The organism is Capnocytophaga haemolytica (genome assembly GCF_001553545.1).
Taxonomy (GTDB): domain Bacteria; phylum Bacteroidota; class Bacteroidia; order Flavobacteriales; family Flavobacteriaceae; genus Capnocytophaga; species Capnocytophaga haemolytica.
Map to the genome: position 1 here is coordinate 370,896 of NZ_CP014227.1, position 26,795 is coordinate 397,690.

Consider the following 26,795-nt stretch of genomic DNA (forward strand, 5'->3'; position numbering starts at 1 on the left):
CGGAGTTTAGTATTACCACAGTATTAAGTTAGTATTAGGTTAGTATTAGGTTTAGCGAATAATCCTCGAAAGATGAACGAATTATAAACCTACAAAAATGCCTACTTAAAGGTTATAAATATGCAAACAAAAGATAGCAAAATAGTCATCAAAACCCATAACCTCACCAAACGCTTTGGGGATTTTATTGCGACCAATGCCATCAGCTTTGAGGTGTATGCAGGGGAGATCTTTGGGTTCCTCGGGGCGAATGGTGCAGGCAAAACCACTGCGATGAAGATGCTCTGCGGGCTCTCCACGCCTTCCTCTGGCGAGGCGCAGGTGGCGGGCTTTGACGTATACACCCAAGCGGAGGAAATCAAGAAGAATATCGGCTATATGAGTCAGAAGTTTTCGCTCTATGAAGACCTTACCGTGCGGGAGAACATCGAGCTTTTCGGCGGCATCTATGGGCTAACAGATAAGGAGCTAAAAGAGAAGAGTCGCGCCTTGCTCACCCGCTTGCAGTTGGAGCGTGAGGCAAAGACCTTAGTCGCCTCCCTGCCATTAGGTTGGAAGCAGAAGCTCGCCTTCTCGGTGGCAGTGCTACACGACCCTAAAATCGTCTTCTTAGACGAACCTACGGGCGGGGTAGACCCCATCACACGGCGGCAGTTCTGGGACTTGATTTACGAGGTCTCCGACCGCGGCATCACCGTCTTCGTAACTACTCACTATATGGACGAGGCGGAGTACTGCAACCGTATCTCAATGATGGTCGATGGGGTGATGAAAGCCCTCGACAGTCCCGCCGCACTCAAGCAGCAATTTGGCAAAACCACAATGGACGAGGTGTTCTACGAGCTGGCACGTGGGGCAGAAAGGAGTGAGTAACTAACAACGACAAGCTATGTTATTATCATTTATACGAAAGGAATTTTACCATATACTGCGCGATCGCAAGACGCTGCTGATGCTCATCGGTATGCCTGTGGCGCAGATACTGCTCTTTGGCTTTGCGCTGACCAATGAGGTGAAGGATACCCCTACGGTTATCGTCAGTGAGGGGCGCGATGCGGTAGTACGCACACTCGGTGAGCGGTTTGCCCACAGTCGGCAGTTCGCCGTAAAGGACTACCTCGCTACCACTGAGGAAGTAGGGGCGGCGTTTCGAGCGAATAAGGCAAAGCTCGCTGTGGTGCTGCCTCAGGGCATCGAGCGGCGACTTATGCGCGGCGAGCACGTGCAGATAGCCCTTATCACCGATGCCAGCAATCCTAATGAGGCATCGACCTTAGTGAGCTACGCCTCGGCGGTGATTGCCAGCTATCTGAAGGAGGTAGTGCCTCCTGTGAATCAAGCGCAGGTGGAGTTGGTGAGCGGAGGCAAGTCGATAGGCGTACTCACCACGCTGCTCTACAATCCCGAGCTGAAAGAGTCGTACAACTTTGTGCCTGGGGTGCTTTCGCTGATATTGATGCTGATATGCGTACTGATGACCTCCGTATCCATAGTGCGCGAAAAGGAAATGGGCACAATGGAGGTGCTGCTCGTCTCGCCCGTGCGCCCACTGACGCTCATCTTGGCAAAGGCAGTGCCTTATCTGCTCATCTCAGTGGTGAACTTTCTGGTGATACTGCTCATCAGCGTAACCCTGCTCGATATGCCTGTGCGCGGCAGTGTAGGGCTGCTCTTCTTTGAGAGCGTACTGCTGATATTTGTAGCCCTCTCACTGGGGCTGCTCATCTCCAATAGCACCGAGAGTCAGCAAACGGCGATGTTGCTCTCCCTAATGGGTATGATGATTCCCACGCTGCTCTTCACGGGCTTTATGTTCCCCATAGAGAATATGCCCGTAGCCTTGCAATACATCTCCAATATAGTGCCTACACGCTGGTATTACGTCATCGTCAAGAGCATAATGCTCAAGGGATTAGGCTTTGGTGCGATATGGAAAGAGACGCTTATCCTCGCCGCTATGGCAGTGGTGCTGGTTGGGGTAAGTGTGGTTAAATTTAAAAAGAGATTAGAATGAGAACCTTACGTTTTTTACTCCGCAAGGAGTTCCGACAGATATTCCGCAACAGGTCGATTGTGGCGATGATGCTCATTGCCCCGATTATGCAGTTGCTTATTTTGCCGCTGGCAGCCAATTACGAGGTGAAGAATATCCACCTCTCTGTGGTGGATAACGATAGGAGTACCTATTCGCAAGACCTCTTGGAGCGTATCACTGCCTCAGGTTATTTTATCTTGGAGCGTTATAGCAGTTCGTATGATGAGGCATTGGGCGATGTAGAAACCGACCGTTCCGATGTGGTGCTGAGCATTCCCCAAGGCTTCGAGCGCGACCTGGTGCGTGAAGGGAAGGCTACGCTCGCCCTCGCGGTGAACTCTATCAATGGGGTAAAAGCTACAATGGGTAATGCCTATCTTGGGCAGATTGTGCAACGATATAACGCTCAGTTGCAGTCCTCCGCTGGGGGGAATAGGGTAGAGGTAGTGCCTGCTTATTGGTTTAACCCCACGCTGAACTTCCGTCTCTTTATCGTGCCTGCGATCCTTGGTATGCTCGTTACGATGGTCTGTGGCTATATGTGCGCGCTGAATATCGTCAAGGAGAAAGAGGTCGGCACTATGGAGCAAATCAACGTAACGCCCGTGAAGAAATGGCAATTTATCTTGGCAAAGCTCGTGCCCTTTTGGTGTATCGGTATGTTCGTCTTCACCCTCGGACTCTTTGGGGTGGGCTATTTAGTGTATGGTATTGTGCCTGTGGGCAATGTGCTGTTGCTCTACGGCTATTTGGCGGTATATTTGGTGGCACTTTTGGGCTTTGCCCTGCTCATATCCACCTACTCTGAGACGCAGCAACAGGCGATGTCGGTGGCTTATTTCTTTATGATGATCTTCATCCTGATGAGCGGTATGTTCACCTCCATCGATAGTATGCCACTATGGGCAAAAGCGATTGCACGTGCCAATCCTGTGAGTTACTTTATCGAAGTGGTGCGCAGCATAGTACTCAAAGGCAGCGGCTTTAAAGACCTGTGGGTAAATTTCGCAATGCTCATAGCCTTTGCCCTCCTCTTAAACACTTGGGCAATACGCAATTATAAAAAGACGAATTAGAGAGCAGAGAGCAATGAGTAAAGAGTAATGAGCACGGCGCGTTAGCTATTTACTCTCTACTCATTACTTTCTATTTTAAAGACGTTTCTTCACGCATTGTGGTGATTTCCTCGAAAGTGTCGGCTGCGTAGATATACATCACATCGCCTTGGAGGGCAGCAAAGACCTCTGGCAGGCGTAGGGCAGCCTTGAAGGCATCACCATAGCGTGAGCGCAGTTCGGCATCGCTGTAACGGTAGGTATTGCAGTCGCGGCGTGTGGTGGCTAAGCCATAGCGATGGGCTTTCTCCACAGGGGTTTGCAGGCTGTCAGTAACCACTTTGGCGTATATGGCGAACTGATCCTGTGCGTGGGTGTAGTTATACACATCTAAAGAGTAAGTACCTGCGGGGCGATTGTTGTACTCAATGGCAATATAGCTGCCATCGGGACGCTTGAAGAACTCGATGTGGAAGAACCGCTCGCGCATACCAAAAGCCTTAATATCCGCACGTCCGTAGGCTACAAGCTGTGGATCGAGGTCTTTCTCGATGTAGTAGCCGCAATCCAAATCGGGGTTAGTGAGCAAGTCGAGCGGGGTGTGGTAATAGGTCATTCCGCACTCGTAGACGATGTTGCCCTCACGGTCTAAAATGCCGTCGTAAGTGGTGATAACTCCATCGGTGATAAACTGTTCTAAGAAGTAAGGATGCTGCTCGCCCCAAGAGGTAGCGAAGTGTGCGACATCTTCCTGCGAACTCAGCTTGTAAGTAGCTGCCGCCCCTACTCCACTGTCGGGCTTGGCAATCAGCGGTAAGCCGAGTGCCGCCACTGCCTCAGCGATCTCCGCACGCGAAGTTACCAAGCGACCTGCGGCAACAGGTACCCCTGCCTTGATAAAGCACTTCTTCATCTCCGACTTGTATTTAGTTTTTCTCAGCTCAGCCTCCTTAAGTCCGAAGATGTTGAACTGCTCTCGGAGTTGGGCATCAAGGGTAAGCCAATGTTCGTTCTGCGACTCAATGCGGTCGATCGCTCCGTGTTTGTAGAAGAGGTAAGCGACTGCCCGTTTCACTTCCGTTATGTCTTCGAGATTCTGCACGCGAAAGTACTCCGTAAGGGCAGCCTTCAGAGGGGCATCGAGTTGCTCATAAGATTCCTGTCCTATACCAAGGACATTTACGCCTGCCTTGTGAAGCTCTATAGCGAACTTTTGAAAGTTCTGCGGAAAATAAGGAGAAATAATGATGTAATTCATAAGTAATTAGGTTTGAGGCTTGAGGTATGGGGTATGAGTCACTAAGATCTCAAGCCTGACGCCTAAAACCTTAAGCCTATTTCACGGCAAAAGTAGTAAATAATGAGTAGAGAGCAATAAGTAGAGAGCAATTTTTTTGTTTAGAGGTTAGAGAGCAGTGCATAGCTTTACTCTCTACTCTTTGCTCATTAATTTATTATTTTGTACCTTTGCCGTCTGAAAGATACTTTGTTATGAGTAAGAAAACGGATTTAAGTACGCAGGAGAAGATACTTGAGGCAGCACGCAAACTCTTTATTGAGCGGGGCTATGCGGCGACTACCGCACGTGATATTGCTGTGGAGGCGGGCACAAACCTCGCGCTACTGAATTATCACTTTAAGAGTAAGGAGCTGCTCTTTCAGCGGGTGGTGCAGGAGAGTATGCAGACGTTCTTTGGGGTGATTGCGCCTGTTATCAATAATGAGACGATGAGCCTTGATGAGAAACTGAAAACACTGATCGATAACTATATCGGGCTACTGCTGGAGAACCCTCGTATGCCGATGTTTATAATGCATATCATTGACAGCAATCCTCACTTTGTGGGGGGACTGATTGATGTGCGTGAGGTGCTGGAACGGTCGTCTCTCGCAGGGCAGATTAAGGAGGTAAACCCTTTGATGGATGTCAGGCAGTTTGTTACGGCACTGTTGGGTATGGTGATCTTCCCTTTTATGGCGCGCAGTACGATCTTTAAGGCTAAGGAGTTTAAAGCAGAGATGCTAAAACGCAAGGAACTTATATATAAATGGGGGAAGATGATGCTTGATAGTCAGTGAGTTGAGAATGATAGTGTATTTATGAGTAAAATTATAGTCATTGGTACAACAGGACTTGTAGGCAGCACCAAAGCAAAAGAATTGGAGAAACTACCCTGTGTGTGCGAATTGAGGCTGTATTTTTTGTTTGTTTGGTAGGGGTGGAGCGCGATAAAAAGTATTTTATGTGTGAAATGTTTTTTTATTACGGATTTTTGTTATACCTTTGCCCCTCAAATCGCTAATGTTGATTTATTAAAAGCTACATTACTATGCCGAGGATTTATTACAGAGAGCGTAAACTTCACGGGCTTCCCTTTAAGAATGACGTGATTACGCCGAACTTTTTCAACCGAATTATCGATAAGGCGTCTTACATTGCTGAGGATGCTTTGCATATTTTTGAGCTGCCACAGAAGAGTGGTGGCCTGCTGTTTTGGCGGCGTGAGAAAGGCTTTAAGTACGCTGTGATTTGGAACAACGAGAAGCCTCATACCACTTACGAGTATGGTGATTTCTACCTGCCAAAGGCGATCGTTTTCTTTGACGAGAAGGATGCTTACTTCCCTTCGGATTATTACTTTATCGTGAGCATTGATAACCAGTTGGAGCTCAGCCATAGCAAAGCGGGTGCCGACACTACGTGGTATGAGCAGCCTATCCTCAGGCGTGAGGTAACCAACCCTAAGCTCATCAAGCGCTTCGAGCGTTCGATGAAGGAACTTTACCAATGCTTAAAATAATGTATAGTGTATAATGTATAATTGATAATGATTTTATCCGCAATTATACATTATTTTTCTATATATTATTACTGCACATTATTCATTATACATTATTTATTATACATTGTTTACAGATATTTATGATGTGATCGTAGTAGGCGCAGGGCACGCGGGAAGCGAGGCGGCTGCGGCTGCGGCGAATATGGGAGCGCGTACGCTGCTCATCACGATGAACTTACAGCATATCGCACAGATGTCGTGCAACCCTGCTATGGGCGGGATTGCCAAGGGGCAAATCGTGCGCGAAATCGATGCGCTGGGCGGCTATAGCGGTATTATCACCGATAAAACGGCGATCCAATTTAAGATGCTCAACCAATCGAAAGGACCCGCGATGTGGAGTCTGCGCGCACAGAGTGATCGGATGCGTTTCTCGGAAGCGTGGCGACTGCGCTTGGAGAGTTTGCCGATGCTTGATTTATTTCAGGATATGGTAACCGACTTGGTGATTGAGCACGGCAAGGTGTGCGGGGTAGTAACCGCCTTGGGCGTAACTATCAAAGCGCGGGCTGTGGTGCTCACCAATGGTACATTCCTCAATGGGGTGATCCACATTGGGCTGAAACAGTTTGGCGGTGGGAGAGCAGGCGAAGGCGCTGCGCGTGGCATTACCGAACGGCTCGTAGCAGAGGGCTTTGAGGCTGGGCGTATGAAGACAGGCACCCCGCCACGGGTAGATGCCCGCTCACTCGATTTTACGAAGATGATCCCCCAACCTGGCGATGCGCACCCACAGAAGTTTTCTTTTTCAGCAGAAACTCAGCCGCTCGCTGTGCAAAAGGATTGCTATATGGCTTACACGAGCGAGCGCGTGCACGCGCTATTGCGCACGGGCTTTGACCGCTCGCCGATGTTCACAGGACGCATACAAGGCGTGGGACCTCGCTATTGCCCCTCAATAGAAGATAAAATCAATCGCTTTGCGGATAAGGATAGGCATCAGCTCTTTATCGAACCCGAGGGCTGGCATACGGTGGAGATGTATGTGAATGGGTTTTCGACCTCGCTGCCTGAGGACGTGCAGTTTGCGGCACTGAGAGCAGTGGAAGGCTTTGAGCGGGTGAAGTTCTTGCGCCCAGGTTACGCCATTGAATACGACTACTTCCCTCCGACACAGTTGCGGCATAGCTTAGAGACCAAGCTCGTGGAGCATCTTTACTTTGCGGGGCAAATCAACGGGACTACAGGTTATGAGGAGGCAGCCGCGCAAGGGCTGATGGCAGGCATCAATGCGGTACTCAAATTGCGCGAACAGGAGCCTTTTGTGCTACGCCGCGATGAGGCGTACATTGGGGTACTCATTGACGACCTCATCACTAAGGGCACAGAAGAGCCCTATCGTATGTTTACCTCGCGGGCGGAATATCGCACGTTGCTCAGGCAAGACAATGCCGATAGCAGGCTTACGCCGCTGGGGTATCAGCTCGGGACAGTAACAGAGGAGCGTATGCGCGCCTTTGAGGCTAAGGAAGCTCAGGCGAGGGACTTTATCGCGTTTATACAAGAACTAAGTGTAAAGCCCGAAGAGGTAAACCCCATATTGGAACGGTATCAGTCCTCACCGATGAAGCAGGGTGATAAGATGCAGAAAGTACTTTCGCGCCCCGATGTAACCTTGGAGGATTTTGAGACGATACCTGCCGTAGCAAGCTATATTGCCGAGCATCATATCACAGCGGAGGTAAAGGAGCGCGCAGAGATAGAAGTGAAGTACGCCGGCTATATTGAGAAAGAGAAGCACAATGCCGATAAGCTCAGCAGGTTAGAGCATATCCGCATTCCTGAGAGCTTTGATTATGACCGTCTGACTTCGCTCTCTTTTGAGGCACGTGAGAAGCTCAAGAAGATACGCCCTACTACCTTGGCACAGGCAGGGCGCATTAGCGGGGTGTCGCCAGCGGATGTCAGTATCTTGCTCATCTATATGGGGAGATGATAGGATAATGAATAATGTATAATGCATAATGAATAATGTATCATAAGCTAACGCGCTGAGAGAGGTTCTTTCAGCGCGTTTATTATTTGTATATAAGCGTTGGAAGTAGGGGGCTGTTTTTGTGTTTATTAAAATACTTCTTTTATTGATTTATTAATAATAATTTATATAAATTATTATTATTTCATTAATAAAATAATACTTTGTGTCGTGTTATTAATATATTGTAAAAGATTTTAATTCTATTAAAATGCATTTGTACTATATTTAATTTCTATTAAATTCATATATATATATATATATACTGTTTTAGCTATTATTTTATTTGTTAAATATATTAACATAGTTATTTATATATTACTGAATTACAGTCGTTTTATAAACTAAATATGTTAAAATATTTGTTAAATTTGATTAAATATTTGACAAAAGTATGTTTATGTTATTACATTTGCATCGTTAAAATTACTTTATGGAGAGGAGTTTATGCTAGCTAAATGGATACTTCATAAAGTGATTAGAGTTAATGTTTCACTTTTATAATTTTAAAGACGTATGAGAAAGTTAGATTTTAAACAAATGGAAAATGTGCAGGGCGGATATAACTGCGTTGGACTATCAAAGGGCTTAAAAGGAGCTGCGACTATAATGAGTATAGCAACAGCTGTAACAGGATTTGGTGCTGTAATTTCAGCAAGCGTTTTTGCTGCTGGATTTACTGCTGAATTATTAGGATGCTAAAACTAAGCCTATGGATTTAGCACTTCATTTTGATAAGAATTATTTGATTTATTTGCTCAATGGTGAAGTTTGGGTAGACGGTAAGTTATATGATTCTTTTAAAGTTAGGGACAGGGAGAAGCGATTGCGACTTCCTGAGAATGCGAATGAGGTACAATTGAAAATTGCTAAGTATACTTCAATGCCTATTTCTTTGCAAGAGCTAAAATAAGAAGAGGTTACAAAGGCAAAAGTATACAGTAAAATAACAAATGTGTTTTTTACATTTGCCTATATTTTTGTATTGATATTTGCTCTTTATCCAAGTGTTGCTTTTGCATTGGGGTATAGCTGGAATCCGTATCTTGACTTAGCTTTCTTTATTCCTTTTCTGTTATTTGCTTATAAGCAAACATTTCAGCGAAAAGGGATATTAGTAGTAGAGAAAGAGTTTTAGAATATTTTCTAAAAGATATTGTTACAATTCTATTTTAAGAGAGTTTCTTCATCCGTTAGGATTATAAATTAACTTGCTCTTCTCCTTGTGAGAGATTGCAAGGAGAAGAGCGCAATACCTGAAAACTTACTTTATAAAGAGGAGTTTATGCTAGCTAAATGGATACTTTATAGAGTGATTAGAGTTAATGTTTCACTTTTAAATTATTAAAGAGTATGAAAAGACTTAATTTAAAACAAATGGAAAATGTGCAGGGAGGAGGCAAAGGACGTGAGTGCCTACTTCGTGGAGCTGCTTTAACTGCAACCATTGCCTTAGGATTTATTAGTGCTGGTTTTTGGGAGGTTTCAGCAGGTATTGTCGCAGATAGTGCTCATTGTTTTTAGTATTGTACAAAAATGAGAACAGGTAGAAAAGAAATCAAAGTGTACTTGATAGCGAATGGCTTATTTCTTCTATCTTCGTATATTTTTTTAGGAAGTGATATACTTGATCTAGCAACAATAAAAGGAATATTTATTTTGCCAGCATTAATTATCACACTATATTACCTTATTCAGAGTATTGAGATGAAAGAAATTACAAGGTACTCAGCAGTAAGTAGCTTATTTCTTCTATCTTCATATATCTTCTTGGAAAACGGCATGTTGAATATAGAAGCTATAAGAAGAGTCTTCATTTTGCCAATATTGATTATTACTGTATCTTCTTTTATTACAACAATTTTAAAAGAGAAAAAAAGTAGTAACAATATGAGATGAGAAAGTTTTACTAAAATATTAAATCAGTAAAGTATGAAAAGAATAGATTTTAATCGAATGGTTTCTGTAAAAGGAGGCGTAAATTGTTTTTTATGGGGAGCTTTTTCACTGACAACTCCTGGTATAATTTTTAATCTTATTGATGTAATAGATGGCAAAAGTTATATAGGAGATTGTTGGAATAGTTAAAATTTTCCTTAGACTTGGTTCTTGAATAAGAATCTTACTTAGTATAATATTAACCTGCTCTTCTCCTTGCAGTCTTTCACAAGGAGAAGAGCACAATACAAAAAAAAATACGCTATAAAGAGAATTTTGTTTCTCCCTAAGTTTAAAAATAAATATTTATGGAACATTATAAGATTTTTTCTTTGGGGAGATTGGATATTAATAAATATAATTACTTTGTACTATCCTTAGTGATATTTTCCTTAGTATCTCTACAATGTGTTTTTGTAATATATTATGATAGTGGATATAAGACAGGTATAGTAATATTTCTATCATTTTTTTTGGTTTTTGCAGTTTGGTTTTTTGTCAGAAGTATGTATAGAAAGAGTGAAATAATCTATCATATCTCTCACTCAAAAGAAGAAAATAAAGCTATTTTATCGGAACTAATAAATAAAAAACAAATGAAACTTAAGGATATTCAAGAATCTCCAGATTTAGAATATACTTATTTTACAATGTGTAAGGGAAGGAAAACCTATGAACTTACTTTTTACATTTGTGAGAAAGTGATTGCTTTTAATGTTAGAAACAAATATGATCAGGGGAATTTTGACTTTCGTAGAAATCAAATAGAAAAAGAGATATCTAAATTTATTGAAGAATATAAGAGTGATTCCAAAATAGAATTACAAGTAAATAATTATGAATTGAAAGAGACAAACATTTATAAATTAGGATGATATGGCTGTTAAAGGGTTTAAAATATGAACCTGTTTAAACTTTTATTTTTCTAAGGAAGAAAAAACTGAATGCTAATAGATGCATCGCCACCCAATTGACACCTAACTTTTCATATCTGACCAATAAAGCTTTTTGCCCATCTATCCAAGCATTAGCCCTTTCTATTGTAAATCTTCTTTCGTATAACTTTTCATCAAAATAATTATCTCTTTCACCTCCATTTCTTGGGTTTCCCTTGATATTAGCAACAATATCTTTACTCTCTAAATAATCTCTAACTGACTGACTATCAAAACCTGCATCTGCATTTATAAATAGTCCCTCTGTATTTATATCAGCCTGTTCTAAGAACTCAAAAATAGCCTTTAGATTCTTCTCTATTTCGTACAGGTCATTATGATTTCCTGCCATTGGAGGACTCATTGCTAACATTTGTCTCTGATTATCACAAAGGAAAATAGCATTTGTCGTATTAGCTACTTTTCTACCTTGAAACCCTCTACTTTCTCCTCCTTTTGTCTTACTATGGCTACCATCTATTTGAGCACAAGAAAGATCTAACTTACTCTTGTTTTTCTCTAAAATATTAAGCCATACCCTCTGAAATGAGCCGTCTTTGCTCCACTTGTTAAAGTAGTAATAGATGGTGTTCCAAGAGATTTCTCCCTCTTCAAATTGCTCTTTTATAGGAATTTCTCTCCACTGACATCCTGTTTTTAATCTCTTAAAAATCAGTGTAATAATTTTCATAAGACAGAATTTTGAAGAAAATCCTCGTTTTCCTACACTCAAAAAAGGTATAATCCAATTAATTATTGTATCTTTGCACATAGTTCCAGTTTTTTTTTAGATTTTTAGTTTGACAATACAAAAGTACTAAAAATTCTGGAACTTCTTTATTTTTGAAAAGTTTACATATTTACAAAATACTTTGTGAGATTAAAATATATTTTGTATCTTTGCAGTTCGTAAACGATTTTAATAGATGCAAGAAGAGAATAAACCAACAACTACCGAGACTGAGCGCTCGAATAATTTTATAGAGAATATCATCGAAGAAGACCTTGCTAACGGTCTGGATTATAAAAAGTTGCGATTTCGTTTTCCCCCTGAGCCGAATGGGTATTTGCACTTGGGGCACGCCAGCGCGATATGCCTGAACTTTGGGCTCGGATTGCGCTATGGAGCGCCTGTAAATCTGCGTTTTGACGATACCAACCCCAGCAAGGAGGAGCAGGAGTACGTCGATGCTATCAAGCACGATGTGGCTTGGTTGGGCTTTGAGTGGGACAAAGAATGCTACGCTTCCGATTATTTTCAGGAGTTGTACGACTGGGCGGTGTTGCTCATTGAGAAAGGCAAAGCGTACGTAGACGGGCAGACTTCGGAGGCGATTGCAGCGCAGAAGGGTACGCCTACGCAGGCGGGCACTGAGAGCCCGTATCGCAACACGAGTGTGGAGGAGAACTTGGCACTCTTTGAGCGTATGAAGAATGGCGAATTTGAGGCTGGCAAATACGTGCTGCGCGCTAAGATAGATATGGCATCGCCCAATATGCTGATGCGCGACCCAATAATGTATCGCATTATGCACGCTTCGCATCACCGTACGGGCGACAAATGGCATATCTACCCGATGTATGATTGGGCACACGGCGAGAGCGACTACCTCGAGCAAATAAGCCACTCGCTTTGTACGTTGGAGTTTCTGCCCCATAGGGAGCTCTACGATTGGTTTTTAGATCAGCTTTACGACGAGGCAAAAGTACGCCCTAAGCAGCGCGAGTTTGCCCGCAGGAATCTCAGTCATACCATAGTGAGCAAGCGCAAGTTGCTGCAATTGGTAACTGAGGGCTACGTCAGCGGGTGGGACGATCCGCGTATGCCCACCATCTCAGGCTTGAGACGCAGAGGCTACACCGCAGCGGCGATTCGCAAGTTTGCCGACACTATTGGGATTGCTAAGCGCGAGAACCTCATCGACGTGTCGCTGTTGGAGTTCTGCGTGCGTGAGGACTTGAACAAGAAGGCGAACCGTGTGATGGCAGTGCTCGACCCTGTGAAGGTTGTCATTGACAATTACCCAGAAGGAGGGGAGGAGTGGCTTAGCATTGAGAATAATCCTGAGGCGGAGGAAATGACTTATAGGCAAGTGCCTTTCAGCCGTGAGCTATATATTGAGTGTGAGGATTTTAGAGAGGAGGCGGACAAGAAGTATTTCCGCTTGAAACTCGGTGGTGAGGTGCGGCTCAAGGGGGCGTATATCATCAAGGCAGAAAGCGTAGAGAAAGATGCACAGGGCAATATCACAGCGATACACTGCACTTACGAACCTGACAGCAAGAGCGGTAGCGGCACTGAGGCGAGCACGCGTAAGGTGAAGGGCACGCTGCATTGGGTATCGGCAGCGCACGCTGTGGAGGCAGAGGTACGGCTCTACGATCGCCTGTTTACTGTAGCAGAACCCGATAGGCAGGAGCAGGATTTCTTGACTTTTATCAATCCCGATTCCTTAAAAGTGGTAAAGGGGTATGCTGAACCGAGCTTGAAGGAGTTGAAGGTAGGCGATACGGTACAGTTTCAGCGTTTGGGCTACTTCTGTGTAGATCCTGATAGCAGTACTGAAAAGTTGGTGTTTAACAAGACCGTAGGACTGAAAGACACTTGGGGTGCGACGCGCACACCGAATTAATAATGAGGAGGCTGTTTTACATAGTGCTGGTGCTGAGTGCTTTTGGAGTAAAGGCGCAGGAACGAATTATAGAAATTAGCAGGACTTTTTCAGGAGATATGGGTTACAGCTCTATTATTATTGATGAGAAAAAAACAGTCTTTACATCTATTTCATATATGAGAGCAGGAGAGGATAATTATAAGGAGAGGTGCACTAAGGGGTGGGATGAGTTTGTAAAGGGAATTGATTTAGAAGCATTTAAACAGATAAAGGGAAAGGTTATATACGACGCATCTGTTACTATTACCATTAAGACCAATAAGGGTACGTATAGTAAGGATAATGGGAATGGTGCTCAATGGGAGTGGATTACAAAGTATGTAGATGCTTGCCGGAAACGCTTATAAATAGGGTTAAAATGTTTTACATAGTGCTGGTGTTGAGTGCTTTTGGAGTGAGGGCGCAGGAGAAAGAGGTGGTGCGAGCAGTCGGTCTTGAATTGGAAGGCGGGCGAGCGATGTATGAAGCGCGGTATTTTATTGATAAGGACACCACTGCCTACAAGATGGTTTATAAAGGCAAGCACAATAGCAAGCCTGTAACCACTGTGAAGAGCACAGTGAATTGGTGGGGACTTGTAAAGCAGATTGACATTGTGGCGTTTAAAGCGGTGAGAGAGGGTGAGAGCGAAAGTGCTTATAACGGAATGGATAAGACCATTGTGATTGAGACAGATAGAGGTGAGTATCGCAAGCGCAACGGGGCACGGAGTGGCTATTGGAACCAGCTTTATTGGGAGATCACGGGGCGGTTTGAAGAAGAAAAAGAATAATATTAAAATAATTAACAATATGAAAAAGTTTTTTTTAGCATTCTGTTTAGTTTGCACCTTTGCTACCTATGCACAAGATGAATCGAAGCAACCCACAAAAGAAGAAATAAGGTCTATATCGCTTGCTTTTTTAGGAGGTAGGTCAAAGTCGTACCCTATTTATATTGTTGATAAGGATTCAACGATATGTCGCACTGTGTCAATTGATAAAGTTAAGAAGCCTACTAAGGGGTGGAATATATTGGTAAAGAGTATTGATGTGGATCAGTTCAAAGCGATAGAAGAGGGACCGAGTCGCAGTCCTGATATGGATAAAATTATTTTTGTAATTACTGATAGGGGAGAATACTCAAAGATGAATGGCAATGACAATAAACTTTGGGACTGGCTTTTCAAAGAAATATGGGGTCGATTTAGAGAGTATTAATAGTGGTAAGCGACTGATTATTTGTAAGAAAAGCACTCTTTTTATAATTAATTATTAAATTTTAGCGAAAGAGTATTATATAAATGTTATATCGTAATTTGTTGTAAATAAATAATATAGAGATATTTCTTGAAACAACGTTATATTTATAACAAAATAATTATATAAAAATCTTGCATATAAAGAGAAATAGATCTATCTTTGTCCCGAAATTTAATAAGAAGTATCTAATCTAGCAATGAAAAAATGTAAATTAATCGTTCTAACTGTGGCAATGCTATGCATTGGGCTGTTGTCTTGCAAAAAAGACAATGATAGGGAATCGGCTTTAGGGTTATTACCAGATAAGGTAAAAGTGGCTGAGGGGGAAACTGCTTTTGTAAAGGTGTCCTCACAGACAAACTTAAAGCAACCTATTTCATCTAAAAAAGAGATAGCGACTGCTGACTTTACTGGGGTTGCTACACAACTTAAAATCACTGGTAAAAAGGTAGGGACTGCTAATGTGGATGTCTATGACTTATTGGGTAATAAGGCTACTATTGAGGTAACTGTAACTCCTAAAACCAAGGAAGAGAAAAATGGCTTTGAAGTAGAGGCTAAGATGCTATTTCTCAAAGAAAGAGTAGAAAAAGAGATAACCGATAGAGTACTGAAAGGCTCAGGCAATTACAAGATTGAATCACTATCAAGTGCAGCTACTACTGTAAGACAAGATGGAGGAAAGTTGTTCGTAACAGGCATTGCCAAAGGAGTTTCAGGTAAAATACGTATCTCAGATGAGAAACTTTATAAAGACGGCTTTGAGATACCTGTGTATGTAACTATACCTTTTGAACCATTAAATGCGCCAAGCACTATTGAAGTAGGCGTTGAGTATCAGATTTCTTTTAATGGTATTTATGAGAAAATAGGTGATATCGAAACAAACGGTTATGCACAAGTAAATTATATCCGTACTCCTAAGAAAAATCAAACAGGACAGGTTATACCAGACCAGTATGATTATACAGGTATAACAGTAAAAGGGTTAAGTGTGGGCAATGCTATTATCACAATTAAGAATGGTGATGAGCAGACGTGTGAACTAAGACTGAAAGTAGTACAACCAAGTGGGGATAAATACTTTGACATTAAAGATGGCGTATTGCTTAAAATAAAAGCAGGTGTAACATTACCTACAGATGTTACTATCCCAGCAGAAGTGACCAAAGTAGCTGAGTTTGCCTTTCAGGGGCACCCAGAAGTAAAGACTATCAACTTTAATAATGTTACTGAGATAGTAGGTAGCTTATTTAATAATAAAGCTAACCCTATAGGGATTCAACTTACTTCTGTAACAATGCCTAAGGTACAAAAAGTGGGCTATGATACATTTAGAAACGCAAAGCAGTTAAAAGTTATTGACTTTCCTGCTACATTAACACACTTAGGTAATGAATCTCTTCACGGATGTACAATCTTACAAAAGGTTGTTTTTAGAGGAGCTACCCCACCGAAAGGTTTAACTTCACTGCCTCAAACAATTATACCAGGTGTAAAGAGAGAGGTACAAGAATTAGCTAATGCAGCGGGAGCTTTTGATTCAAGTAATGCTAATAATAGATATTTATATGTACAAGAGTCTTCAATAGGAGAGTATAGCAGGCAGCTACAAGCAGCTTCTAACTTTAGAGGAGGCGGTACTGCGGATAAAAGTGTTTTACCACTTACAAGGTTATAATAAAGAATTTTAATTACTAAATACTTACAGCGCGATGAGTAAGCTCATCGCGCTGTTCTTTATAATATATTAGGTGAAAATAAATCAGCTTTTGCTTGCTTTGTATAATTTATTGTTGTACCTTTGTGGGATAGAAATCAAGAATAAATTGTATTATGAAACAAAGAGTACCCGTATCACAGATTATGACCCGAGAGTTGGTAACGCTCTCTCCTACCGATTCGCTCTATGAGGCAGAGCGTTTGTTTAAGAAACACAACATCCGCCATATACCCGTAGTGGAAGGCGATAGGATTATTGGTATTGTAAGTTATTCCGACCTATTGCGCATTAGCTTTGCTGATATGACCGATGGCGAGGAAGAGGTAACTTCGGTGGTGTACGATATGTACACAATCCCGCAGATAATGGCTAAGACACCCTTAACCGTTGAGGCAGACACTTCTATTAAGGAAGTAGCTGAAATACTCGCTAAACAGAGTTTCCACTCTATCCCAGTGCTTGATAAAGGTAAGTTGGTAGGTTTGGTAACCACTACCGACTTGATACGTTACCTTTTAGAGCAGTATTAATTAGTAATAATCATTGATTTTAAGGCTATACTCATTGTTGGGTGTAGCTTTTTTTACGGGTCTTTTTAAAAGATTTGTAGCATTGTATTATACGTATAATGAGTGAGTTATGTTGTAAAAACAGATGTATAGCTATTAGTTTTAAAAATAATTTTATAAAATATCTAATAAATAATTTTAGCATTATCTAAAAATGTTTTACCTTTGCTGCGAATTAAGTTTAACAATCATAAAGAACTGAGTTATATGAAGACGTATTTAATAGGTGCTGTGATGTTGATCAGCACGTTAGGATTTACCCAGAATGCTACAATTAGGGGGAGAATTACCTCGGACAACCAAGCGGTGGAGGCTGTATCAATTCTCTTAGAGGCAAGAGGACACAAGAAATGGACGGTATCTGACCGCAATGGTAATTATGAACTCAACCTACCAGCAGGTGAGTACCGCTTTAAGGTGCAAGGCTTAGGTTATATCCCTTATAATGATAAGGTGAATATTGCTGAGAATGACACATTAGTGAAGGATATCAGTCTTAAGGAAGATGTGCTTGGGATTGATGAAGTGGTAGTTACGGCTACCAAAACCAAGGAAACACGCAAGAATGCTCCTGTGCTGGTGACGGTAACCACCAATAAAGAATTAGCCAAGGTAAGAGCTCACACACTGATGGAGGGTTTGGTATTCCAACCAGGGTTACGCCCTGAGGTCAATTGCCAAAACTGTGGTTTCTCGCAGGTGCGCATCAATGGTTTGGAAGGAGCTTACTCACAGATATTGATTGATAGCCGCCCGATTTTTGGGTCGCTCAATGGAGTGTACGGGCTGGAGCAGATCCCCAGCAATATGATCGACCGGATTGAGGTAACTCGCGGGGGAGGCTCAGCACTGTTTGGCTCAAACGCTATTGCAGGTACTATCAACGTAATCACTAAAGAGCCCACTGCTAATGAAGCACAAGCGGGCGTTACAGCAAGCCTCATCGGGGGTGAAGCTGCGGATTACATTTCTTCTTTTAACGGCTCGTTAGTGAATGAGAATTATATGCGAGGATTATCGTTCCATGCGATGAGTCGTCAGCGTCAGGCTTATGATGCGAATGGCGATGGATTTTCGGAAATCACCCGTCTCAAGAATGTGAACGCAGGAGGTAAGTTTTTCAACGACTTCACTGATAGGAAGAAACTTACTGCTGAGCTGAATGTAAGCAACGAGAACCGTCGAGGAGGCGACCAACTCGATCGCCCTGAGCATACTGTAGGTGTGGCTGAATCTATCCGTACTGATATGATTGGGGGCAATGCTACTTACGACTATTTTACCCCAAGCTATAACAATAAGTTCTCTGTATACGCCAGTGGGCAATATACGCGAGCTGATAACTTCTATGGGGGATTGCTCTATGAACAAAAGGATGTGATAGACCCTAACACAGGACTTCCCAAAGTAGATGACGATGGCAATAAAATCACTGAGGACGACCTCACAAAGCCTGATTATTATGCATCCTCGCTATTGTATGGCGTTACTAAGGAAAAAACCGTATTGGCAGGAGGACAGCATACAGGCTATTTTCCCATAGGAGAAGGCAACCTGCAATGGACTTCAGGAACGGAGTACCAATATGACAAAATCAATGAGAAACGCGAGAACCCTGATATCCTTGCCGTAAATCAGCATTCGAATAGCTTTGGGCTGTTCACACAAGCAGATTGGCGACTTAGTCCTAAGTTTAAATTTCTAGTGGGCTTGCGTTTGGATAATGTGAAATACCACATCGAAGGGCAAGGCACAGAGCCCAGCGTAAATAATACTATTACAGCCTTAAACCCCCGTGCGAGTGTGCTTTGGAATATCGCTGATAGCTTTATAGCCCGTGGATCGTACGCACGAGGCTTCCGTGCACCTTTCTTCTTTGCAGAAGACGTACACGCTGAGCTCAACACAGGTGAGGTGCGCAAGGTGAAGTTAGCTGATAACCTGAAGAAAGAAACCTCGGATAGCTTTACCGCCTCGTTTGAATACAATCACGCACACGATGATCACCAGATTGTAGCGATGATTGAAGGGTTTTACACAGCTTTGCACGACCGCTTCACTTATGAAGATGCAGGAGAGGAAAATGGCTTAGCCATCAGACAAAAAGTAAACTCAGATGGGGCAGTGGTAAAAGGGGTAAATGTTGAGTTTAAATACAGCCCTAACCGCAAGTATATAATGCAATTAGGGGCTACCGTACAAAGTGCGAAGTACAACAGTGTGCAGACCCCAGAGCCTAATGTAACCTCTGATGCCATTTTGCGTACACCTGATGTATATGGCAATCTGATTGCTACGTATAAGCCTCTTGAGAATTGGGATATCAACTTAGTAACGGTTTATACAGGTCCGATGAAGTTGATACACAAGAATGAAGATGAAGCACTCAACGCTTTGGTAAAGAGCAAAGGATTCTTTGATTTTGGGTTGAATACCACCTACGAAATCACTTCCAACAAGTTCTTCAAAACGGAGCTGAGTGTAGGGGTAAAGAACCTTTTCAACCAATACCAGAATGATTTTGACACAGGCAAAACTAGAGACTCTGATTATATCTACGGACCTGCTTTGCCACGCACTGTGTTTGCTGGTATAAAGATCAAGATATAACTTCTCATTGATTACTACTATTAACGAAAAGCGGCTGCCTAAAAGGCGCCGCTTTTCTCATCTTAATCTTAAATACAATGAAGCTATATTTGTTCTAAGTCGCGCAAATGCTGAATATACTGCGCTTTTTGAATTTCATTTCTACGCTTTACTGATGCTTTGGTATAATGTTGTTTTTCGCGTAACTTACGAACAACCCCAGTTCTGTCGAATTTGCGTTTGTAGCGTTTAAGCGCCTTGTCGATGGTTTCACCGTCTTTTATTGGAATAATTAGCATATTTGATACACCTCCTCTCATTTAACGGCGGCAAAGGTACGACTATTTTCTGAATGTGCAAGCGTTTTATAAACTATTTTTTAATAAAAAAGCTACCCGAATGTTTTTGGGTAGCTTTTTCTTAATAAAATAAATGTATTTGCTTATTCGTCTGTTTCTGTGTAGTCGTCATCATCTACTTCCTCCACATCTTCATCGTCGTACTCAGTGGCTTTTGAGGCTTTGTCTTTACCTTTGCCTTTTTTACTTTTCTTAGGTTTTGCCCCTAATTCGTTATGTTTAAGCCACTCACGTACATCAGCCTCTATGGCTTCTGCTGTTTCAGGGTTATCGTTCAGTATGGCAATAGTGGCATCACGACCTTGTGCTAACCTTGAGCCATTATAGCTGTAGAATGAGCCACTCTTGGTTACTATATTAGATTCAACACCTATATCGAGCAGCTCACCTATCCTTGATATCCCCGTTCCAAACATAATATCAAACTCAGCAGACCTAAACGGTGGAGCAACTTTATTCTTTACTACTTTTACACGGGTTTTATTACCGATGATTTCACCATCGCTATTTTTGATAGCAGCACTTGTTTGCGCCCCACCAGCTCTTCGGATATCCAAGCGTACTGAGGCGTAGAACTTCAGCGCATTACCTCCCGTGGTAGTCTCGGTAGGACCGTACATAGAGCCTAATTTATCGCGCAACTGATTGATGAAGATCACAATGCAGTTAGCTTTGCTCACACTACCTGTGATTTTGCGTAGGGCTTGCGACATCAGGCGGGCGTGCAGTCCCATCTTTGAGTCACCCATATCACCTTCGATTTCACCTTTTGGTGTCAGTGCGGCTACGGAGTCAATAACGATTAGGTCGATAGCGCCTGAGCGTATCATCGTGTCGGCGATTTCGAGTGCCTGTTCCCCGTTATCGGGTTGGGTTACCAGTAGGGTCTTGATGTCCACCCCGAGCTTCTGTGCGTAAATGCGGTCGAAGGCGTGCTCAGCGTCGATAAAGGCGGCTGTACCTTTGTGCTTTTGGACCTCGGCAATAGCGTGGAGGGTAAGGGTTGTTTTTCCTGATGACTCAGGGCCGAATATCTCAATAATACGCCCTTTTGGGTAGCCACCTACACCTAAGGCAGCATCTAAACCGATAGAGCCTGTGGGGTATACCTCAACATCCTCAACTGTGGTATCGCCTAAGGCACGTACAGTGCCCTTACCGAAGGTTTTGTCGATTTTCTCTAATGCGAGCTTTAGCGCTTTGCGTTTTGCCTCTTCTGGGCTTAGCTCTTTTTCTTTTTCATCTTTTTTAGCCATATATGCTTTTTGTTTTAATTAATGTTTCACTTTATTTGTTACGGACTGCAAAGATAGGTAAAGTTTTTTTACTGTGCAAATTCTTTTTGAGAAATTTGAAGGTTAGAAGTGTGGGGCTGATATTATAATTTTACTTATCATTATAATGTCCATAAGCTGCCATAATGAAGACTTCTTTTTTATCTTCTAAAATTTCATAGGTTAATCGGTGTTTTCCATCAATTCTACGTGACCATACATCACGTACTCCGTAGCCTAACAAAGGCTCAGGGTGTCCTGTACCTTGCTTAGGAGCTATTTCAATTTCAGATAGGAGAATTTCTATTTTGTCAATTAGCTTCTTCTGACCAGATTTACTGTGTTCTTTAATATGATCAAAATACTTATCAGAAAAATCAAGAGCATATTTATTCTCATTATTTTCCATAGTACTCCCTATTTCATAGTTTTTAAATAGGCTTTCATTTCTTCAAGACTCATTCTTGTTTTTTTACCAACACTTGCTTCATCAAGCATAGCAAAATAGGCCTCTTTTGTCATTAGAGTATCATCTTTCTGTTGTTTTTTTTGTTTTTTCACTTCTTCAAAAGAGATATTTTTAGCTTTGAACTGTCGTAAAATAGCCTCAATGACTGGTATATGAGCACTGTTGATATCTGCTTTTACTGTTTGTGTTTGCATCTTTAATTATTTGATAAGTGGGTTTCAGAGTGCAAAGATACGTATATTTTTTGAGAAATGATGATTTAGAAGTGAGAAATTAAAACCCCTTGGATGGTACAGATGCCAGCCAAGGGATTTCTCATTTGGGTTTGTTAATGGAATAAATTGTTTTACAATGCACCTCGGTTAGGAGCTACTGGCCAACCAGGGTTTTGATAGATAACTGAGTTATCGGCACTGTTGGTATGGCTTGCCAGCCAGAAATTATCATAAGGGATAGGGGAGAGGTAGTGTGCTGGTGTCCAAGTATAAGCATTGTAGTACAGGTTATTGGCTTGTACTATTTGATAAGGGCGTAGGTAAGTGCTTACCGATTTTGCTGATACAGTAGGGTTGGCATTAGGTAAAGTTACCAATAGATCCTTACCTGTTTTTTTATCTTTATATCTTGTACTCTTATAGAGTTCAGCCCATAGGTTTACTCCCTCTATTTGATAGTTTTTTACTTGATCGAGGGCACACCAACGACGTAGGTCAGCCCAGCGCATTCCTTCTGCGATGAGTTCACAACGTCGCTCGCGACGGATATTGTAAAGCGTAGGGTCTACCTTTGCCCCTGCGGAATACACTGCCCAGTCATTTTCTTTATCAAGGTCGGTAACGGCAATGGTTACGTTAGGGTCGGCAGGCAATCCTGCACGGGTGCGCAATTGCCCCCAATAGTTAAGTGCAGTACCATTAAGAGCCCCTTCTTTTTCGTAGGAAGCCTCTATATAGTTGAGGTAGGCCTCTGTTGCCCTGAATATAATACACCCCGAAGTACTTAATATTTCTGCAGAACTTGCAGCTATATCATTGTAAACCCCCTTAACAACATCATAACCCGTTACGGAGCGATTTTCCTTTATCTCTAAGAGCCCTGGGTCTGGAGCTATTTTGTTAGGATTTTTTGTTACTATGTAATCACCAGGAGCACGCATAAAGAGTTGTAAACGTTCATCACGGTTTTCTCTTACATTTTTAATAAGTACATCGCCTTTGTAATCAGTGCCTGCGGCATAGTAAGGCAAGCCACTTTTCATCAAGAAGGTATCTACAAAACCCTTAGTATAACCCGAGTTTGCCCCTTGTGTAAGATATCCCATTGTGTGATGTCCGATAAACTGACTATTGTATTGGCGCCATAAAAGGATCTCACTATAACCTGTCATATTCACATCACCGAACATTTTAAAGTAGGGATTGTCAAAAATATTGGTATTAGTCCAATCTACATTATGATTATTATCTGTTAGTGAAAACTTTTCCGCAACTTCTTTTGCCGAAGCCATTGCTTCGGTAAGAAAATAATCAATCTCACTATCGATATTGATAGTAAAGCCTGAAAGATAATCCATCTTAGCGCCAGGCCAGCCAGGACCTCCTGGTACACGGGCAGTGCCTTTATGATATTTAAGCCAAGTGCCTTCGTAGAGCGCTACACGCGAGCATAGCTGTGCTACCTCTTTGCTGATGCGGTTTTTCCCCTCTACAGGACTGCTTTTGAGCATTGAGATGGCTTTGTCCAAATCCTCTAAGATAAAGTGTGCTACTTCATAGTAAGGTAATATCTGTGCAGATATCTTGCCATTAAGTGAGTAACGGTCAAAAATATCAGTATTGTAACGGATTAAGCCTTCTTGATTGAGCCAACCTGCTGAGAAGTAGTAACTCATCTTTTCACTACCCCCACGCACACTCAGGTTATGCTCTTGTGCAGGAGCCCATTTGCGATAAAATTGCTTAAACCAATTCGTGTTGGCAAAGCTGGTGGTATACATTCTCCAATTATTATTGGTAGTATCCCATTCAGTACCATCTTTGAGCACACCTGCTTTGTGTAATTTGATTTTCTCAATCACTTCATCGCTGAACTGCGCTTGCTCACCTGCATTGGCAGCAGCGTCATTCCAATAGTAAGCGAAGGTTTCTGAATCTAACATATTAGGCAGCCGTGTTGGTTCACTAAGTCGGAAGTTTGTGGAGTAATTGATACTCATACGTCCTTCCTTAAACCTAATACTAGCCTAATACTAACTTAATACTGAGGTAATACTATCCTTCAGTGATCCTTCAGTGATCCTTCGGCATTCTTTCGATATCCATTCGGTTGCCGCTGTGGGTGCTCGCGTTAAATCTTCGATGGGGATCCGTTCGGCGTCCGTTGTGTGTCCGTTCGGTGTTCGATAGGGATAAGAAAAATGTTCTGATTTTATGGGAGAATTTTTTTGCGTAGTTGGGTGAAATGTTGTACCTTTGCAGATTGTGAGAGGGAAGGGGTTCTTTTTTGTGAAGGATAGCACCCCAAAAGAGGAAGGATATGGATTTTTAATTTGTTGATAATGGAAAGTATACAGGCTATAAAACAGCGGTTTGGCATTATAGGGGGCGACCCTCAGCTGAACCGCGCTATTGAGAAGGCGATTGCGGTGGCACCTACTGATATTTCGGTGTTGGTGACAGGTGAGAGCGGTGTGGGTAAGGAGGTGATCCCGCGGATTATCCACGCACTATCGATGCGCAAGCACGGCAAGTACATCGCGGTGAACTGTGGGGCTATCCCCGAAGGGACGATCGATTCGGAGCTCTTTGGGCACGAGAAGGGCGCCTTCACGGGAGCTACTGCTTCGCGTAATGGATATTTCGAGGAGGCGAACGGAGGGACTATCTTCTTGGATGAGGTGGGTGAGCTTCCGCTAACGACACAGGTGCGATTGCTGCGCGTGCTGGAAAATGGCGAGTACCTCAAGGTAGGCTCGTCGGTAGTGCAGAAGACGAATGTGCGCATTGTGGCGGCTACAAATGTGCATATGCAGGAGGCGATCAAGAAGGGTCGTTTTCGTGAGGATTTGTATTACCGCCTTAGCACTGTGGAGATTCACCTGCCGTCGCTCAGGGAGCGCAAGGAGGATATCCACCTGCTATTTAGGAAATTTGCGGCTGATTTTGCTGAGAAGTACCGTATGCCTGCTGTCAGGCTGACTGAGGATGCGGTGCGCTTGTTGCTGAGCTATCGATGGGGGGTAATATCCGTCAGCTGAGGAATATAGCAGAACAGATCTCGGTGCTGGAGTCGAAGCGCGAGATTACGGCTCAGGTGTTGCGCAGTTATTTGCCTGAGGAGGGCAATCCGTTGCCATCGGTGGTGCCGCAGGGTAGGGCAGAGGGTGATTTTAGCAATGAGCGTGAGATACTCTACAAGGTGCTTTTTGATATGAAGAATGACTTGAATGACCTTAAGAAGCTGACCTTAGAGCTGTTGCAGCACGGCAATTCGCCCCAAGTGCAGGAGGACAATCAGAGCTTGATACGGCGTATTTATGGCGATAAGGGTAGGGGATATGCTGAGGAAGTGGCGTCTTACCCAGTGATTTCGCTTGAGAGTAAGGTAGAGGAGCGTCCTGCGGAGGAGGAGCCGTATGCCTATGAGGATGCGACTGAGGAGGAGAGTTTGCTCTTAGAGAATCAGGAGAAGGAGGTGATCGCCAAGGCGTTGGAAAGGCATCAGAATCGGCGTAGGGAGGCAGCTCAAGAGCTTGGCATCTCGGAGCGGACGCTTTACCGAAAGCTGAAGCAGTATGATTTAGACGCGTAAGCAATTGACTATGAAGGATTATCGTATAGGGATTATCGGTTTGGGCTATGTGGGGTTTCCGCTGGCGTGCTTGTTTGCGAAGCGCTATCCTGTGGTGGGGTTCGACCTGAATGAGACACGGGTTCGAGAGTTGAGTGCAGGAGTAGATCGCACGGGCGAGGTGGATAGTGCTGTGATTGAGGAGCGTCTTTCTCAAGGTCTGCAATGTACGGCGCACATAGAGGATTTGCGCTCGTGCAATGTGTACATCGTGGGGGTGCCGACGCCGATAGATATGTATCAACAACCCGACTTGACGGCGCTACGCGAGGCGAGCATCAGTGTGGGGAGTGTGCTCGGTGCAGGAGATATTGTGGTTTATGAATCGACGGTGTACCCTGGGGTGACGGAGGACTTCTGTGTGCCTATCTTGGAGCTGCAGTCGGGGCTAAGGCTCAATGAGGGCTTCTTCGTGGGTTACTCGCCAGAGCGTATCAACCCTGGGGATAAGCAGCATACGGTGGAGACGATTCGCAAGATTATTTCGGGTTCGACGCCTGAGGTGGCGCAGGAGGTCGATGCGCTGTACAACTCGGTGCTTTTAGGAGGGACGCACCTCGCGCCTTCGATAAAGGTGGCTGAGGCGGCTAAAGTGATTGAGAATGCGCAGCGCGATGTGAATATTGCCTTTATGAATGAGGTGGCAAAGATATTCCACAGTTTAGAGATTGATACCAATGCGGTGATTGAGGCGGCTTCGAGCAAGTGGAACTTTCTGCCTTTCCGCCCTGGATTGGTGGGAGGGCATTGCATCGGTGTAGATCCGTATTATCTTATCCAGAAGGCGAAGTTGCACGGGGTGGCACCTCGCCTGCTGACCGAAGCGCGTAAGATCAACGACTCAATGGGTGGGTATGTGGCTTATGAAATCATTGATAGACTGTGCGTTCGCAATATCAAAGTAAAGGACTGCAAGGTGCTGATAATGGGTTTTACCTTTAAGGAGGATTGCCCTGATATGCGCAATACGAAGGTGATTGATATCTACCGCACTTTGGAGCGTTTTACGGAGGATATTGTGGTGTACGACCCTTGGGTGGATAAGCTCAAGGCAAAGCAGGTGTATGGCATTGACATTGAAACGGACTGGGAGCGTGTGCGCAAAGGCAATGATGTGATAGCGATATGTGTGCCCCACAGTGCCTTCTTTGCGCTTGATATTGCCAGCTATGCAAATCCTGAGGCGGTGATATACGACGTAAAGGCTAAATTTACAGCGCTTACGGAGGATAGGTTGTAAAAAAGTTAAAAAGAATAGGCTTTTGT

General features: G+C 43.2%; 27 protein-coding genes and 1 pseudogene. 21 read left to right on the top strand and 7 right to left on the bottom strand.

Annotation, left to right across the window (positions count from 1 at the left end):
- The first annotated feature begins 120 nt into the window (after positions 1-120).
- Genes AXF12_RS01755 through AXF12_RS01765 form a run of 3 tightly spaced genes read left to right on the top strand, consistent with a single transcriptional unit; the run spans position 121 to position 3,111 of the window.
- Complete coding sequence (locus tag AXF12_RS01755; protein WP_074861072.1) at positions 121-873, top strand: ABC transporter ATP-binding protein; 753 nt, start codon at positions 121-123, stop codon at positions 871-873.
- Positions 874-889: 16 nt separating this feature from the next.
- On the top strand, positions 890-2,014 hold the full coding sequence (locus AXF12_RS01760; RefSeq protein ID WP_066427935.1) for an ABC transporter permease: 1,125 nt from the start codon (positions 890-892) through the stop codon (positions 2,012-2,014).
- Positions 2,011-3,111: an ABC transporter permease gene (locus AXF12_RS01765; RefSeq protein ID WP_066427936.1), complete on the top strand. Its 1,101-nt coding sequence runs from the start codon at positions 2,011-2,013 to the stop codon at positions 3,109-3,111. Before AXF12_RS01760 ends, AXF12_RS01765 begins: the two co-directional genes overlap by 4 nt.
- Before the next feature lie 70 nt (positions 3,112-3,181).
- On the opposite strand, the gene AXF12_RS01770 is transcribed toward AXF12_RS01765, so the two are convergent.
- On the bottom strand, positions 3,182-4,348 hold the full coding sequence (locus AXF12_RS01770; protein ID WP_066427937.1) for an ATP-grasp domain-containing protein: 1,167 nt from the start codon (positions 4,346-4,348) through the stop codon (positions 3,182-3,184).
- 233 nt (positions 4,349-4,581) lie between these two features.
- Between AXF12_RS01770 and AXF12_RS01775 the strand changes: the two genes are divergently transcribed.
- The 9 genes from AXF12_RS01775 (at position 4,582) to AXF12_RS01805 (ending at position 10,721) form a co-directional block, all read left to right on the top strand.
- Positions 4,582-5,169, top strand: coding sequence for a TetR/AcrR family transcriptional regulator (locus AXF12_RS01775; protein WP_066427938.1), 588 nt, complete (start codon positions 4,582-4,584; stop codon positions 5,167-5,169).
- A 251-nt stretch (positions 5,170-5,420) separates the two neighbouring features.
- A complete protein-coding gene (locus AXF12_RS01780; RefSeq protein ID WP_066427939.1) occupies positions 5,421-5,891 on the top strand; it encodes a hypothetical protein in 471 nt (156 codons plus the stop codon).
- Between the two features lie 106 nt (positions 5,892-5,997).
- Positions 5,998-7,869 carry a tRNA uridine-5-carboxymethylaminomethyl(34) synthesis enzyme MnmG gene (gene mnmG / locus AXF12_RS01785; RefSeq protein WP_066427940.1) on the top strand — a complete coding sequence of 624 codons (1,872 nt, stop codon included), beginning with the start codon at positions 5,998-6,000 and terminating at the stop codon, positions 7,867-7,869.
- Positions 7,870-8,424: 555 nt separating this feature from the next.
- Positions 8,425-8,610 (top strand): hypothetical protein, encoded by a 186-nt coding sequence (locus tag AXF12_RS01790; RefSeq protein ID WP_066427941.1) that lies wholly within the window; start codon positions 8,425-8,427, stop codon positions 8,608-8,610.
- Between the two features lie 10 nt (positions 8,611-8,620).
- Positions 8,621-8,821, top strand: a complete 201-nt coding sequence (locus AXF12_RS01795) for a hypothetical protein (RefSeq protein WP_066427942.1) — start codon at positions 8,621-8,623, stop codon at positions 8,819-8,821.
- A 440-nt stretch (positions 8,822-9,261) separates the two neighbouring features.
- The gene (locus AXF12_RS12220) at positions 9,262-9,432 is read left to right on the top strand and encodes a hypothetical protein (protein ID WP_159429726.1); all 171 of its coding nucleotides are present in this window, start codon (positions 9,262-9,264) and stop codon (positions 9,430-9,432) included.
- Between the two features lie 12 nt (positions 9,433-9,444).
- On the top strand, positions 9,445-9,807 hold the full coding sequence (locus AXF12_RS01800) for a hypothetical protein (RefSeq protein ID WP_066427943.1): 363 nt from the start codon (positions 9,445-9,447) through the stop codon (positions 9,805-9,807).
- Positions 9,808-9,840: 33 nt separating this feature from the next.
- A complete protein-coding gene (locus AXF12_RS12225) occupies positions 9,841-9,996 on the top strand; it encodes a hypothetical protein (RefSeq protein ID WP_159429727.1) in 156 nt (51 codons plus the stop codon).
- Positions 9,997-10,154: 158 nt separating this feature from the next.
- On the top strand, positions 10,155-10,721 hold the full coding sequence (locus AXF12_RS01805; protein WP_066427944.1) for a hypothetical protein: 567 nt from the start codon (positions 10,155-10,157) through the stop codon (positions 10,719-10,721).
- 34 nt (positions 10,722-10,755) lie between these two features.
- On the opposite strand, the gene AXF12_RS01810 is transcribed toward AXF12_RS01805, so the two are convergent.
- Positions 10,756-11,472, bottom strand: coding sequence for a transposase (locus tag AXF12_RS01810; RefSeq protein WP_231909872.1), 717 nt, complete (start codon positions 11,470-11,472; stop codon positions 10,756-10,758).
- Positions 11,473-11,707: 235 nt separating this feature from the next.
- Here AXF12_RS01810 and AXF12_RS01815 point away from each other — a divergent pair, with 235 nt between their 5' ends.
- The 7 genes from AXF12_RS01815 (at position 11,708) to AXF12_RS01845 (ending at position 19,599) form a co-directional block, all read left to right on the top strand.
- A complete protein-coding gene (locus tag AXF12_RS01815; RefSeq protein ID WP_066427946.1) occupies positions 11,708-13,414 on the top strand; it encodes a glutamine--tRNA ligase/YqeY domain fusion protein in 1,707 nt (568 codons plus the stop codon).
- Between the two features lie 2 nt (positions 13,415-13,416).
- A complete protein-coding gene (locus AXF12_RS01820) occupies positions 13,417-13,803 on the top strand; it encodes a hypothetical protein (RefSeq protein WP_066427947.1) in 387 nt (128 codons plus the stop codon).
- A gap of 11 nt (positions 13,804-13,814) precedes the next feature.
- On the top strand, positions 13,815-14,228 hold the full coding sequence (locus AXF12_RS01825) for a hypothetical protein (protein ID WP_074860941.1): 414 nt from the start codon (positions 13,815-13,817) through the stop codon (positions 14,226-14,228).
- Positions 14,229-14,247: 19 nt separating this feature from the next.
- Positions 14,248-14,655 (top strand): hypothetical protein, encoded by a 408-nt coding sequence (locus AXF12_RS01830; protein WP_143325046.1) that lies wholly within the window; start codon positions 14,248-14,250, stop codon positions 14,653-14,655.
- 238 nt (positions 14,656-14,893) lie between these two features.
- A complete protein-coding gene (locus AXF12_RS01835; RefSeq protein ID WP_074860939.1) occupies positions 14,894-16,378 on the top strand; it encodes a leucine-rich repeat protein in 1,485 nt (494 codons plus the stop codon).
- A 155-nt stretch (positions 16,379-16,533) separates the two neighbouring features.
- Positions 16,534-16,950, top strand: coding sequence for a CBS domain-containing protein (locus AXF12_RS01840; protein WP_066427951.1), 417 nt, complete (start codon positions 16,534-16,536; stop codon positions 16,948-16,950).
- A 246-nt stretch (positions 16,951-17,196) separates the two neighbouring features.
- Positions 17,197-19,599, top strand: a complete 2,403-nt coding sequence (locus AXF12_RS01845; RefSeq protein ID WP_066427952.1) for a TonB-dependent receptor — start codon at positions 17,197-17,199, stop codon at positions 19,597-19,599.
- Positions 19,600-19,682: 83 nt separating this feature from the next.
- On the opposite strand, the gene rpsU is transcribed toward AXF12_RS01845, so the two are convergent.
- The 5 genes from rpsU to AXF12_RS01870 form a co-directional block, all read right to left on the bottom strand.
- Complete coding sequence (gene rpsU, locus AXF12_RS01850; RefSeq protein ID WP_066427953.1) at positions 19,683-19,877, bottom strand: 30S ribosomal protein S21; 195 nt, start codon at positions 19,875-19,877, stop codon at positions 19,683-19,685.
- Between the two features lie 143 nt (positions 19,878-20,020).
- A complete protein-coding gene (gene recA / locus AXF12_RS01855) occupies positions 20,021-21,193 on the bottom strand; it encodes a recombinase RecA (RefSeq protein WP_066427954.1) in 1,173 nt (390 codons plus the stop codon).
- A 130-nt stretch (positions 21,194-21,323) separates the two neighbouring features.
- Positions 21,324-21,620, bottom strand: coding sequence for a Txe/YoeB family addiction module toxin (locus AXF12_RS01860; protein ID WP_066427955.1), 297 nt, complete (start codon positions 21,618-21,620; stop codon positions 21,324-21,326).
- 8 nt (positions 21,621-21,628) lie between these two features.
- A complete protein-coding gene (locus AXF12_RS01865) occupies positions 21,629-21,874 on the bottom strand; it encodes a hypothetical protein (RefSeq protein WP_066427956.1) in 246 nt (81 codons plus the stop codon).
- Positions 21,875-22,026: 152 nt separating this feature from the next.
- Entirely contained in the window at positions 22,027-23,895 is a 1,869-nt protein-coding gene (locus AXF12_RS01870; protein ID WP_082752956.1) for a RagB/SusD family nutrient uptake outer membrane protein, read from the bottom strand.
- Between the two features lie 342 nt (positions 23,896-24,237).
- Here AXF12_RS01870 and AXF12_RS01875 point away from each other — a divergent pair.
- Together AXF12_RS01875 and AXF12_RS01880 are read left to right on the top strand one after the other, a co-directional pair.
- Positions 24,238-25,490 (top strand): annotated as a pseudogene (locus AXF12_RS01875) (sigma-54 interaction domain-containing protein).
- Between the two features lie 10 nt (positions 25,491-25,500).
- Positions 25,501-26,769: a nucleotide sugar dehydrogenase gene (locus AXF12_RS01880; RefSeq protein ID WP_066427958.1), complete on the top strand. Its 1,269-nt coding sequence runs from the start codon at positions 25,501-25,503 to the stop codon at positions 26,767-26,769.
- Positions 26,770-26,795 lie beyond the last annotated feature (26 nt).

Excerpts from the sequence above, each read along its gene's own strand:
- AXF12_RS01755 (WP_074861072.1), top strand. The coding sequence starts at position 121 with ATGCAAACAAAAGATAGCAAAATAGTCATCAAAACCCATAACCTCACC.
- AXF12_RS01760 (WP_066427935.1), top strand. The coding sequence starts at position 890 with ATGTTATTATCATTTATACGAAAGGAATTTTACCATATACTGCGCGAT.
- AXF12_RS01765 (WP_066427936.1), top strand. The coding sequence starts at position 2,011 with ATGAGAACCTTACGTTTTTTACTCCGCAAGGAGTTCCGACAGATATTC.
- AXF12_RS01770 (WP_066427937.1), bottom strand. The coding sequence starts at position 4,348 with ATGAATTACATCATTATTTCTCCTTATTTTCCGCAGAACTTTCAAAAG.
- AXF12_RS01775 (WP_066427938.1), top strand. The coding sequence starts at position 4,582 with ATGAGTAAGAAAACGGATTTAAGTACGCAGGAGAAGATACTTGAGGCA.
- AXF12_RS01780 (WP_066427939.1), top strand. The coding sequence starts at position 5,421 with ATGCCGAGGATTTATTACAGAGAGCGTAAACTTCACGGGCTTCCCTTT.
- AXF12_RS01790 (WP_066427941.1), top strand. The coding sequence starts at position 8,425 with ATGAGAAAGTTAGATTTTAAACAAATGGAAAATGTGCAGGGCGGATAT.
- AXF12_RS01795 (WP_066427942.1), top strand. The coding sequence starts at position 8,621 with ATGGATTTAGCACTTCATTTTGATAAGAATTATTTGATTTATTTGCTC.
- AXF12_RS12220 (WP_159429726.1), top strand. The coding sequence starts at position 9,262 with ATGAAAAGACTTAATTTAAAACAAATGGAAAATGTGCAGGGAGGAGGC.
- AXF12_RS01800 (WP_066427943.1), top strand. The coding sequence starts at position 9,445 with ATGAGAACAGGTAGAAAAGAAATCAAAGTGTACTTGATAGCGAATGGC.
- AXF12_RS12225 (WP_159429727.1), top strand. The coding sequence starts at position 9,841 with ATGAAAAGAATAGATTTTAATCGAATGGTTTCTGTAAAAGGAGGCGTA.
- AXF12_RS01805 (WP_066427944.1), top strand. The coding sequence starts at position 10,155 with ATGGAACATTATAAGATTTTTTCTTTGGGGAGATTGGATATTAATAAA.
- AXF12_RS01810 (WP_231909872.1), bottom strand. The coding sequence starts at position 11,472 with ATGAAAATTATTACACTGATTTTTAAGAGATTAAAAACAGGATGTCAG.
- AXF12_RS01815 (WP_066427946.1), top strand. The coding sequence starts at position 11,708 with ATGCAAGAAGAGAATAAACCAACAACTACCGAGACTGAGCGCTCGAAT.
- AXF12_RS01820 (WP_066427947.1), top strand. The coding sequence starts at position 13,417 with ATGAGGAGGCTGTTTTACATAGTGCTGGTGCTGAGTGCTTTTGGAGTA.
- AXF12_RS01825 (WP_074860941.1), top strand. The coding sequence starts at position 13,815 with ATGTTTTACATAGTGCTGGTGTTGAGTGCTTTTGGAGTGAGGGCGCAG.
- AXF12_RS01830 (WP_143325046.1), top strand. The coding sequence starts at position 14,248 with ATGAAAAAGTTTTTTTTAGCATTCTGTTTAGTTTGCACCTTTGCTACC.
- AXF12_RS01835 (WP_074860939.1), top strand. The coding sequence starts at position 14,894 with ATGAAAAAATGTAAATTAATCGTTCTAACTGTGGCAATGCTATGCATT.
- AXF12_RS01840 (WP_066427951.1), top strand. The coding sequence starts at position 16,534 with ATGAAACAAAGAGTACCCGTATCACAGATTATGACCCGAGAGTTGGTA.
- AXF12_RS01845 (WP_066427952.1), top strand. The coding sequence starts at position 17,197 with ATGAAGACGTATTTAATAGGTGCTGTGATGTTGATCAGCACGTTAGGA.
- rpsU (WP_066427953.1), bottom strand. The coding sequence starts at position 19,877 with ATGCTAATTATTCCAATAAAAGACGGTGAAACCATCGACAAGGCGCTT.
- recA (WP_066427954.1), bottom strand. The coding sequence starts at position 21,193 with ATGGCTAAAAAAGATGAAAAAGAAAAAGAGCTAAGCCCAGAAGAGGCA.
- AXF12_RS01860 (WP_066427955.1), bottom strand. The coding sequence starts at position 21,620 with ATGGAAAATAATGAGAATAAATATGCTCTTGATTTTTCTGATAAGTAT.
- AXF12_RS01865 (WP_066427956.1), bottom strand. The coding sequence starts at position 21,874 with ATGCAAACACAAACAGTAAAAGCAGATATCAACAGTGCTCATATACCA.
- AXF12_RS01870 (WP_082752956.1), bottom strand. The coding sequence starts at position 23,895 with ATGAGTATCAATTACTCCACAAACTTCCGACTTAGTGAACCAACACGG.
- AXF12_RS01880 (WP_066427958.1), top strand. The coding sequence starts at position 25,501 with ATGAAGGATTATCGTATAGGGATTATCGGTTTGGGCTATGTGGGGTTT.